This is a genomic window from Rhodococcus sp. BS-15, from assembly GCF_000813105.1.
Taxonomy (GTDB): Bacteria; Actinomycetota; Actinomycetes; order Mycobacteriales; family Mycobacteriaceae; genus Rhodococcoides.
Window position 1 is genome coordinate 1 of record NZ_BAOX01000180.1, and the last position, 10,250, is coordinate 10,250.

The 10,250-nt window shown below is 64.9% G+C and carries 14 protein-coding genes; 4 read left to right on the forward strand and 10 right to left on the reverse strand.

Going from position 1 to position 10,250, the window contains the following annotated elements; genetic code table 11:
* Positions 1 to 633: CDP-alcohol phosphatidyltransferase family protein (locus tag RHBS_RS18195; protein ID WP_306303553.1), on the forward strand; the 633-nt coding region annotated here is incomplete at its 5' end.
* Positions 634 to 728: 95 nt separating this feature from the next.
* Here RHBS_RS18195 and RHBS_RS18200 read toward each other — a convergent pair.
* The 6 genes from RHBS_RS18200 to RHBS_RS18220 form a co-directional block, all read right to left on the reverse strand.
* A complete protein-coding gene (locus RHBS_RS18200; protein ID WP_128646177.1) occupies positions 729 to 1,169 on the reverse strand; it encodes a hypothetical protein in 441 nt (146 codons plus the stop codon).
* Positions 1,088 to 1,975 carry an alpha/beta fold hydrolase gene (locus tag RHBS_RS18205; protein WP_128646178.1) on the reverse strand — a complete coding sequence of 296 codons (888 nt, stop codon included), beginning with the start codon at positions 1,973 to 1,975 and terminating at the stop codon, positions 1,088 to 1,090. Before RHBS_RS18205 ends, RHBS_RS18200 begins: the two co-directional genes overlap by 82 nt.
* A 318-nt stretch (positions 1,976 to 2,293) precedes the next feature.
* Positions 2,294 to 3,514, reverse strand: a complete 1,221-nt coding sequence (locus RHBS_RS31615) for an NAD(P)/FAD-dependent oxidoreductase (RefSeq protein WP_272913875.1) — start codon at positions 3,512 to 3,514, stop codon at positions 2,294 to 2,296.
* Positions 3,490 to 3,768, reverse strand: a complete 279-nt coding sequence (locus RHBS_RS31620; protein WP_272913876.1) for an FAD-dependent oxidoreductase — start codon at positions 3,766 to 3,768, stop codon at positions 3,490 to 3,492. Before RHBS_RS31620 ends, RHBS_RS31615 begins: the two co-directional genes overlap by 25 nt.
* Entirely contained in the window at positions 3,765 to 4,040 is a 276-nt protein-coding gene (locus tag RHBS_RS18215) for a zf-HC2 domain-containing protein (RefSeq protein ID WP_121871971.1), read from the reverse strand. The genes RHBS_RS31620 and RHBS_RS18215 overlap by 4 nt, the downstream gene beginning before the upstream one ends.
* Complete coding sequence (locus tag RHBS_RS18220; protein ID WP_121872903.1) at positions 4,037 to 4,579, reverse strand: RNA polymerase sigma factor; 543 nt, start codon at positions 4,577 to 4,579, stop codon at positions 4,037 to 4,039. The genes RHBS_RS18215 and RHBS_RS18220 overlap by 4 nt, the downstream gene beginning before the upstream one ends.
* A gap of 147 nt (positions 4,580 to 4,726) precedes the next feature.
* On the opposite strand from RHBS_RS18220, the gene RHBS_RS18225 reads away from it, so the two are divergent.
* Positions 4,727 to 5,389 carry a class I SAM-dependent methyltransferase gene (locus RHBS_RS18225; RefSeq protein WP_237669384.1) on the forward strand — a complete coding sequence of 221 codons (663 nt, stop codon included), beginning with the start codon at positions 4,727 to 4,729 and terminating at the stop codon, positions 5,387 to 5,389.
* On the opposite strand, the gene RHBS_RS18230 is transcribed toward RHBS_RS18225, so the two are convergent.
* From RHBS_RS18230 to RHBS_RS18245, 4 genes are all read right to left on the reverse strand, one after another.
* Complete coding sequence (locus tag RHBS_RS18230) at positions 5,277 to 5,624, reverse strand: DUF427 domain-containing protein (protein WP_128646180.1); 348 nt, start codon at positions 5,622 to 5,624, stop codon at positions 5,277 to 5,279. The two genes, RHBS_RS18225 and RHBS_RS18230, sit on opposite strands and share 113 nt — an antisense overlap.
* A gap of 5 nt (positions 5,625 to 5,629) precedes the next feature.
* Entirely contained in the window at positions 5,630 to 5,977 is a 348-nt protein-coding gene (locus RHBS_RS18235; RefSeq protein ID WP_121871973.1) for a glutaredoxin domain-containing protein, read from the reverse strand.
* A gap of 88 nt (positions 5,978 to 6,065) precedes the next feature.
* Complete coding sequence (locus RHBS_RS18240; RefSeq protein ID WP_121872905.1) at positions 6,066 to 6,788, reverse strand: hypothetical protein; 723 nt, start codon at positions 6,786 to 6,788, stop codon at positions 6,066 to 6,068.
* A 38-nt stretch (positions 6,789 to 6,826) separates the two neighbouring features.
* The gene (locus tag RHBS_RS18245) at positions 6,827 to 7,735 is read right to left on the reverse strand and encodes a LysR family transcriptional regulator (RefSeq protein WP_183130357.1); all 909 of its coding nucleotides are present in this window, start codon (positions 7,733 to 7,735) and stop codon (positions 6,827 to 6,829) included.
* Positions 7,736 to 7,872: 137 nt separating this feature from the next.
* Between RHBS_RS18245 and RHBS_RS18250 the strand changes: the two genes are divergently transcribed.
* A complete protein-coding gene (locus RHBS_RS18250; protein ID WP_121871975.1) occupies positions 7,873 to 9,288 on the forward strand; it encodes an MFS transporter in 1,416 nt (471 codons plus the stop codon).
* Positions 9,285 to 10,031 (forward strand): 3-hydroxybutyrate dehydrogenase, encoded by a 747-nt coding sequence (locus RHBS_RS18255; RefSeq protein WP_121871976.1) that lies wholly within the window; start codon positions 9,285 to 9,287, stop codon positions 10,029 to 10,031. Before RHBS_RS18250 ends, RHBS_RS18255 begins: the two co-directional genes overlap by 4 nt.
* Positions 10,032 to 10,250 lie beyond the last annotated feature (219 nt).

Sequence of the window (10,250 nt, forward strand, 5' to 3'; positions counted from 1 at the left end):
GGCACGGTCGATGATCGACGCTACCTGCGTCGCCAGCTCGAAGGCCCGCTGAACCGCTGCGCCGCCGCGCTCGATCGCCCCATCATCACCGCGGACCGCATCACCGCTGCCGGACTGGTGCTCGGACTCGGCAGTGCGCTGGCAGCCGGGCTGCAGTTCTGGCTGCTCGCATTGGCGTTGTGGATCGTCTCCCGGATCGCCGACGGTCTGGACGGGCCCGTGGCGCGCAGGCGTGTGCGAGCCGGCGGGAAAAGCAGCGGGGCCGGTGGATTCTTCGACATTACTGCCGATTTCGTGGTCTACGGCACCACGGTGGTCGGTGTCGCGGTAGGAGCCTCGGCGCAGTTCGGTGCCCCCTGGTGGCCGTTTCTGCTGGTGTTGTTGGCGTACTACATCAACGGCACCGCGTTTCTGGCGTTCTCCTCGATCGCCGAGCGCACCGGGCGGACTATCGACGACGGGCGTTCGTTCTCCTTCCTCGGCGGATTGGCCGAGGGAGCCGAAACCATTGCGGTGCACAGTCTCTGGCTGCTGCTGCCCGGCATCTCGTGGCAGATCGCGGTCGTCTGGGCGGCGGTGGTCGCAGTGAGCTCGGGTCAGCGAATCATCGCCGGGTATCGCGCTCTTTCCTGAGCGTCAGGTCTGCGCGAGGACGGTCTCGACCATGAAACGATCGAACAGTTCAGGCTGCTCGAACAATGGCCGGTGGCCGGAGGTCTCGAACGTGGTCAGGTTCTTCGTCGGGGCGTCGAGGAGCTCGAGCCACTGCTCGGCCGGGCCGAGCCGTCCGGGTGCCTCGAATCGACCTCGGCCAGATAGACCGGGACCTCGAGCCGGGGTACATCGGTGCGAAAGTCGATGTCCTGTAGCTGCGGATACAGCACGGTGAAGACGTCGAAAAACCCGGCGAATGCGTGCAGCTGCTCCAGGAGGGAATACTCCCGTACGAACAGGTTCGAGGAAAAGCCCCCTACCCCTTCGGAATTCCTGCTGTGGTCGTAGGCGTAGACGGCGGTGTTGCTCAGGCTGGATTCGTAGTCGAGCATGTCGGTGTAGGGCGGTGGACCGCTGGCGGTGAGCGAGTCGATCAGCGCAGTGTTGCCGTTTCGGCGCGCCAGGGCAAGGGTGTCTCGGTAGAAGACCTCGTCGGTCTCGCGGGGGTCGACCATCTGTCCGACGCCGATGTAGCGCGGTACAGCTCCGGGTGTCGTTGGGCGGCAAGGACACCGAGAATGGTGCCGTACGACTGGCCGAGTAGATAGATCCGATCTTGGCCGAACCGATCGCGGAGATAGTCCGTGACCTCGACGGTGTCACTGACGGCCTGGTCCAGGGTCAGGGTCGAGACGGGGTCCAGGCTGCCATACGACTTGCCGGTCCCGCGTTGGTCCCAGGTCACCACGACGAAATCGTCCTCCAACGACTCGGCGTGGCGACGCATCGCCCCGAGTTCGGTTCCGCCTGGTCCGCCGGCCAGGAAGAGCAGGACAGGGTTGTCGGTGCTGCGCCCGCGAATCATCATCGCTTGCTCCTGACCCCCCACCTGGATTCGGTCCAATTCGGCGATACTGTCTGCGAGAGGCTCGCCGGCAGCGGTCAGGATGGGATCGGTGCCGGCGGGTCGGACGAGCCCGACGGACAGCGCCGCGAGAGCCACGGCAGTGACGACCGCGACGACGCGTCTCGAGATCACGCCGAAGGACCGTGGATTGCGAGCCGGAGACTGTTCACGGCGCGCGAGGCCTGCGCCAAGTGCCGAGCCGAGCAGCATCGGCAGTAGTGCGAGGACCGCATGCAGCCCGCGTCCGAGGATGAACGCAAGAAGGCCGAACGTACCTCCGCTCGCAAGCCGAATGCCATCGACGAGCGGTCCGTCCACAGACATCCGGGTGAGTTCGAATACGCCAGCGAAGACTGCCGGTGCCAGCAGCATGGCCCACCGACTGCGCATCCACCACCCCGCGAGGGTGCCCACGGCCAGGCTCGTGGCAATGGACCGAGCGCTTGGGCCGTGGTCATCGGACCACGCGGGGTCCACACTCCTGCGAGTAATCCCCACCCTGCGGCGACAACTACCGTGCCGAGCACTACGGCGATTCGGTTCGAGCCCACGTTTCGGAGCCGGTCGAGGGTGGTGGCCATGCGGATCCCTTGTTCCGGGGCAGCCATGGGTCCGGCCTGGCGGCAAGATCGTCGACAGGACTGCCTGAACGACGCTAGGTCCCTACTACGGCAGTGGCCAGGGTCGAACGTCCCCTTCTGCCCGCCGGAGTCACTTCCGGCCGGCAGTCGGTCAATTCTGTTGCTCGTCTATACTTTTGCGTCGCCGAATCCATACCGACCTCATCCTCGCGAGGGTGGACAGGGCGAGGGACACGGCAGGCGTTCCGAGTTGCGCACGAACGTCGGCGATGGCGGCATTCCATGGCCCGTCGTTGTACGTAGGGTACGGATGCGTTGCCGCAGCGAGATCGCGGGTGCGCATTCCGTGCTTGACGGCGAGGACGAGCTCTCCGATGGTCTCGCCGGCCCTCGGGCCCACCACACATGCACCGACGATGCGGTGTTTGGCGTCGAGCACCAGCGTCGTCGAGCCCTCGGTCCTGTTCTCGGTGACGGCTCGATCGATGTCGTCGTGGTCGAGCGTCTGCAACCTCAGACCGGGAATGCGCCGTGCCGTCCGCACATCGATTCCGGCAGAGGCAATCTCGGGATCGGTGAAGGTGACGCGCGGAGTGCCCGTCGTGTCGACCTTGCGTGGCAGTCCGAGGACAGCATTGCTCGCAGCCAGCGAGCCGTGCATCCCGGCAGTGTGGGTGAAGTGAGGATGACCGGTCAGATCGCCTGCGGCCCAGATTCGCGGGTTGCTGGTGGTCAGATGGTCGTCGACGGTGACGTAGCCACGGCCGTCCACAGCGACCCCCGCAGCGTCTAGCCCCAAAGTGTCGGTACGCGGGGTGCGTCCGGTCGCGAGAAGAACCTGATCGAACTCGATTACGCGTCCGGAATCAGTACGTGCGCAACGAGAGTCGATGTCGACGACCTCGGTGGAGGTGAGCACCGTCACTCCGTCCGCACCGAGGGCGGCCGCGAGCACCGAGGAGGCCGACTCGTCCTCCTTGGGCAAGATGGTCTCGGCGCGGCCCACCAGGGTGACCTTCGAGCCCAAGCGGGCGAAGGCCTGCGCCATTTCGCAGCCGATGTTTCCCGCGCCGATGACGAGCAGGCGCTGCGGCAACGCTGTCAGGTCCCACAGCGTCTCGCTGGTGAGGTAATCGACGGCGTCGATACCGGTGATCGGGGGGACGGTCGGACGAGCGCCTGTGGTGATGACCGCTTGGAGGAATTGGATGGGCCGGGAATCGACGGTCACGGTGTCTGCACCAGTGAAGATCGCATCACCGTGTACGACGTTGACGCCGGCGGCGGTGAGGGCTTCGGGCGAATCGATGGGTGCGATCTCCTCGATGGAGCGGTGCACGTGGGCCATCACTCGCGGGAAGTCGACCCGCATCTCGCCCACATCGACGCGAGGTGGTGCGCGGACCTGGCTGTGGCAGCGGCCGAGGCTGCCGCGATCAGCGCTTTCGACGGAACGCAGCCGGTCCACAGGCAGTCACCGCCGGTTCGTTCGCGTTCGATCAACACAACGTCGATCCCGAACCCGGCTGCGGTCTTCGCCGCGACGATGCCTGCGGTGCCGCCGCCCACGACCACGAGATCGGCCGTCGCGGGCCACTCTCGGTTTTCTGCCTTGCGTGCTTTCATGTGTTCTCACCCGTCAGTCGGTCCATGAAGCGTCGAATGTGCTGGACGCTGTCCTCATCGGGCATCGTGTCGACGGTCCACCGCGAGAGGGCGGCGCTGATCTGCTTGAACTCCAGCTCCGCGGCGCGGCATTTCTCACATACCGCCAGGTGGGCTTCGAGACGTCGGATCTCGTCGGTGCCCAGTGGTGCGGCCGGGTCGGCGTCGAGGTAACGCTGTATCCGCCGCGCCGACCAATGGCACGTCAACACCATCCGTGCGGATCTGATCATGGGTGTGCCTTTCCGGTAGCAGCGACGAACATGGGCCGAAGATGACGTCGTACTCGTTCCCGTGCACGGCTCAGTCGTGACATCACCGTGCCGACGGGGACTCCCAGGAGGTCCGCGGCCTCGCTGTAAGTGAGTTGGTCGACGTCGACCAGGAGGAGGACTGTTCGAAACTTCGGGGCCAACGATTGGACAGCCCGCTCGAGATCGTCGGAGAGGATCGACGTCATCACGTGCTCCTCTGTTCCCGGTGGATCGACCCCGAATGCGGGCCGTGTGGAGACGAAGTCGGCGAAGTCGGCGACGGTGTCCGGGCGGCGACGCCGGTGCATGTTCATGTTGGTGTTGCGCAGAATGGTCAGCAGCCACGCGCGCGGGTGGCGACCGTCGAATCTGTCGACGCTGCGCCAGGCGCGCACCAGTGTTTCCTGAACCAGATCCTGGGCGTCGGAGGGGCCGGTCAGGGTTGTCGCCACCCGAAGGAGAACCTCGATCTCAGGTTCGACGTACAGGCGAAATCCATGCGCCTGCGCGTCGGTCATGTCGGCGGGCTCGGAATCATGCACGTTTCAGGGAACCCTTCGACTGGTAAGCAGTGTTCCAAAAGTGACGCTCGATGTTTCCACAGGCACGAGTGTGCCCGGTTCGACCGATTCGACACCGAACCCGACCTGGAACGGACACCCCCGATGAAACGACCCACCCCATACACCGCGTCGGCCCAGCTGTACGACGTGATCTCCTTCGAATGGCCGGTCTACCGCGCAGGACGGGCGGCCGCAATCGATCAGCTCTCCCTCCCGCCTGGAAGTCACGTACTCGACATCGGGTGCGGAACAGGACTCAACTTCTCCTTGCTGCAGCAGCAGATCGGGCCGAGCGGGTCCATCACCGGCGTCGACGCCAGCGCGCAGATGCTCGGTCAGGCCCGTCGCCGCGCCGATTCCGAAGGCTGGTCCAACGTCACGCTGATCGAGGCCGACGCCACCACCGTGGATGCCGACGAGCTGGGTGACGAGCGACGGTTCGACGCTGCGATCGCCACCTACGCGCTGTCCCTGATGGCGGAATGGGAGTCGGCGCTGAACGCAATGATCTCGGCGACGCGGCCAGGCGGCTACGTCGCCGTCGTGGATATGCAGAAGCCCACCGGCGCAGCGGCGGTCTGGACTCCGCTCGCTCGCCTGGCGTGCAGGCTCGGCGGAGCGACATCGACGCCCATCCGTGGACGACGATGGATCACCAGCTGGCAGAAGTTCGTTCGGCGTCCGTGCGCGGTGGCCACATCCAGGTACGCCTCGGATCAGTCCTTCCGGACTGACACTCCGTTCCAGAACGCGACACGACCTTGATTCGGCGCGCCAACGGGGAGGGGTGGCGGTACTCGAATGCTGCGTTCTTCAGCGCAGCCCCCTCGACCGTGACGTCGAAGTAGCTGGCCATCCCCTTCCACACGCACAGTGACTTCGACGCCGTCGAGGTGAGAACGCCGTCGTGTACCGCACCGATGGGAAAGTAGGCATTGCCCTCCACCATCACGATGTCTTCCGACTGTGCAATCCTGTGCTCGCCCACCCACGCCGACATGCTGTTCACGACGTTGCCCGCTTACCGAAGCCGAACATCGCGCGCCATTTTCCGGTGTCCTGTCGCGGCGGTACCAACTCGTCCACCCGATCGGGCAATTCACTCTCGAGTGCGGCAATGACCTGCTTGACACTCGGGTTCACGAGCGCGCTGCCTCCGATGAAGACTGTCGGCACTGTTTCGTCGCCCCCGGTCGCAGCGCGGACCCGCGCAGCGGCATCGGGTTCCGTCCAGATGTCGATGTCGGTCGTGGCTATCCCGCGCTTGCTCAACCCGCTACGCAGCCTCATGCAAAACGGGCAACCCGGTCGCCACATGACCTCGATGCCGTCGACGAACGTCGATGAACTCATACGTGCTCCTGTCTTCGATGTCTGTGCTCACGGAACCCGCGACCGCGTGCGCTCATTCCAACGCGTTCACAGGAGCCGCGCTGAGGAGTCACTTCTTCTGGCGTCGGCTCCCGCCGTGCCAGTCCTGTTGCACGCCGGCTTCGTCCTCCTGCACACCGAGCGCCTTCAGCTGGGGGAGCTCACGCAGGCTGCGCTTCATCTCGGCGAATCCGGGGAAGCGCGCAAGCCCGATCACGTTGTCCCACAGCGGTACTGCTTCTTCGTCGCTGGGCAGTCGGCTGATCACCGGCCCGAAGAACGCGACACCGTCCGGCGGCTCGAAGGCAATGATGGGGGTGCCGACGTCCTTGCCGGTCAGTGAGAGCGCATGATCGGTTTCGGCCTGGATCTCCTCGTCGAGCGATGAATCCTCCAGCGCTGCAGTGTGATGGGTGGGCAGCCCGAGTTCTTCGAGGATCGGGCCCAGGAATTCTGCGGTGCCGCGATAGCCGTGACTCGCAGCGTCGTCGGGGACGACCTCGGCGTCGAAGATGCGCTTGCCGAGGGCCTGGTACAGCGGCCCGATTGCGGCCGACCCGTGCTCACGACGAACCGAGACAGCGGCCCGCAACAGTCGTAGACCTGCGGTGTGGCCGGCCTCGTACTCGGGAGGGAAGTGCGCGTCGTAGTCGATGTGGGAATTGAGCAGCCGCAGTGAGATGAACCGCCAGTCGACGGTGTAGTCGCGCTGGGCCTGGACCTTGCGAACCCATTTGCTGGTCATCCAGGCGAACGGGCACACCGGATCGAAATAGAAGTCGATGTCGGACATCAGGGGACTCTCCTTGTCGGGCGTAGGTTCGGTTCGATTCATTTCTCACCCAGCAGTGCCGAGCGCTGATCGGTGACGACGGCCCGGATGGCGTCGACCACCGCCGACACCTCCGGCCGTCGAAGTGTTTCGGTCCGGGTGACGAGCCAGTAGGTCAGTTTCACCGCTATGGCGTCGGGCAGGACTCTTTGTAGGTCGGGGTGGCGGTCGGCCATGAAGCACGGCAGCAGTCCGATGCCCGCCGAGGCGCGAGTGGCCTCGACGTGGACGAAGACGTTGGTGGAGGTGACCGATTCGCGCATCGTCGGGGTGAAGTTGGGGGCCAGATCCAGATCGTCGACGTGCAACATGGAGTCGATGAAATAGATGAACGGGTGTGCGGAGAGGTCGGCCGGCACCTGGGGCGTTCCGTGTTCCTTCAAGTAGTCCTCGGATGCGTAGAGGCCGAGTAGATAGTCGCCGAGCCGGATGGCCTCGGCGCGGTGCACCTGCGGTTGGCCGACGACGATCTCGATGTCCAAGCCCGATCGCTGCTGCGACGCACGCCGGGTGACGGCGACGATCTCCACCGACACCCGAGGATGCGTTCGCTGCACCCGCGCCGCTGCCGGGGCCGCGATGTAGGCACTGAAGCCGTCGGTCGCCGAAATGCGCACCACACCCTCCAACGCACCGGCGTCGGTCGAGACCAGCGTGCGCAGCGCATCCTCGACGGCTTCGGCAGCGGTCAATGCGCCGCGGCCCAGTTGCGTGAGCTCCCAGCCTCCGCCTGCTCGGGTCAGCACTCGCCCGCCGAGCGTGTCCTCGAGCGCGGCGATGCGTCGAGAAATGGTCGTGTGGTTGATGCCCAGGTCGTCGGCCGCAGAACTGTAGCGACCGGTTCGGCTCACAGCGAGGAGCACCAGTAGGTCGTCTGCACTGGGGATCTTCGCGCCACCGAGTGTCATGTCTGCAGTTTTGCAGATCCGACCTGCGTTCATGGCTCTTGCGTCGACAAACATCTGCACCAATACTCAGAGCGACCCGCCAATGTGTGGTCTGTCACAAACAAGAACCTGAAGTGCCGAGTAACACAGGAGAGTCAATGAGCGTCGATCAGCCGCTGGCAGGACGGTCCGAACCGGACCCCGATGCCACCCCCGCAGGCCTCAAGAAGGTAGTCGGGGCATCGATGGCAGGCACCATCGTCGAGTGGTACGAGTTCTTCCTCTACGGAACCGCCGCCACCCTGGTGTTCAGCAAGATCTTCTTCGCCGCCGGAACCAGTGAGCTCGACGCCATCCTCGCGGCCTTCGTCACCTACGCCGTCGGGTTCGTCGCACGGCCGTTGGGCGGCATCGTCTTCGGTCACTACGGCGACAAGTACGGCCGAAAGAAGTTGCTGCAGTTCAGCCTCGTCCTCGTCGGTGGAGCCACGTTCCTCATGGGCTGCCTGCCGACCTTCGGGGCGATCGGCTACTGGGCACCGGCACTACTGGTGACCCTGCGATTCATCCAGGGCTTCGCCGTCGGCGGCGAATGGGGTGGCGCGGTTCTCCTCGTCGCAGAACACAGCCCGAACAAGTCCCGCGGATTCTGGGCCAGTTGGCCGCAGGCAGGCGTGCCCGCAGGCAACCTGCTCGCCACCGTCGCGCTGCTGGTGCTGACGACCACCCTGTCCGACGAGGCCTTCCTCAGCTGGGGCTGGCGAGTCGCGTTCTGGCTCTCCGCGGTCATCGTCTTCGTCGGCTACTACATCCGCACCAAGGTCTCCGACGCCCCGATCTTCCTCGAGGCACACAAGCAGGCCGAGGTCATCAAGGCTGCGTCGTACGGCGTCTTCGAGGTCGTCAAGCGCTACCCGCGGGGCGTCTTCACCGCCATGGGACTGCGCTTCGGTGAGAACGTCATGTACTACCTCGTCGTCACCTTCTCCATCACGTATCTGTCGGTCGAGGTGGGTACCGACACCTCCACGATCCTGTGGTGGATGCTGATCGCCCACGCAATCCACTTCTGCACAATTCCGGTGGTGGGCAAGCTCGCCGACCGCGTCGGACGTCGCCCGGTCTACTTCGCCGGAGCCATCACCGCGGCCACCTGGGGCTTCTTCGCCTTCCCGATGATGAACAGCGGCCACAACGTCGTCATCATGCTGGCCATCATCATCGGCCTGATGTTCCACGCCTTCATGTACGCCACGCAGCCGGCCATCATGGCCGAGATGTTCCCGACGCGGATGCGGTACTCCGGTGTGTCCCTCGGCTACCAGGTCACCTCGATCGTCGCCGGTTCACTGGCCCCGATCATCGCGGTCAAGCTGCTCGACGTCTACGGCTCGTCCGTCCCGATCGCGGTATACCTGGCCGTGGCCTGCGCGATCACCGTGGTTGCCGTCGTTATCGCAAGAGAAACAAAAGGATTGGCGCTCGAAAGCATCGATATCGCCGACGCCAAGAACCTGGCCACCGAAGCCGAGCTGGCCAAGGCCGGTCTGCTCGATCAGAATTCACAGCGGTGACCGACCTCGACGGACGCTCCGCCCTCGTCACCGGTGGAGCGTCCGGGATCGGGGCCGCGTGTGCACGCGAGCTCGCCGGCCGTGGTGCACGCGTCACCGTCGCCGATGTGAACGACGTTGCCGCAAAGGAATTGGCGTCGGAGATCGGCGGTGACGTCTGGTCGGTGGATCTGCTCGACACCACCGCGCTGGACGACCTTCGCCTGGACGTCGACATCCTGGTCAACAATGCGGGCATTCAAACGGTGGCACCGATCGTCGACTTCGACCCGGGCGCGTTCCGCAGGATTCAGACGCTGATGGTCGAGGCTCCGTTCCTGCTCATCCGAGCGGCGCTGCCTGGGATGTATGCCCGCCGGTTCGGCCGGGTCATCAATCTGTCTTCGGTGCACGGTCTGCGGGCGTCGGAATTCAAGGTCGCCTATGTCACCGCGAAGCATGCACTGGAAGGACTGTCGAAAGTGACGGCCCTCGAAGGTGCCGCCCACGGTGTGACGAGCAACTGCGTCAACCCGGGATACGTCCGAACGCCGCTGGTCGAAAAGCAGATCGCCGACCAAGCCAAGGCACACGACATCCCCGAGGGCGAAGTACTCGAAAAAGTCCTGCTGACCGAGGCCGCCATCAAGAGACTCGTCGAACCCGCCGAAGTCGCCTCACTGGTGGGTTGGTTGACCTCCGAGAACGCCGGCATGGTCACCGGAGCGTCATACACCATGGACGGTGGTTGGTCGGCTCGATAGTCCGCTGCCGCCCCGCGTCAATGGACCACTGCATACGTCTGGCCGCGTCAATGTGACATCGACGCGGAGACGCGAACTGGTGGATGGACCACTGCATACGTCTGACCGGTGCAGTGGTCCATTGACGCGAACGGGGTGGGCGCCCGAACCAGGGCGGGCGATCGGGCCGGCGGGCGAATGGCAACACCCTCGAACAGCAAGAAGCCCCCGTGACATGTC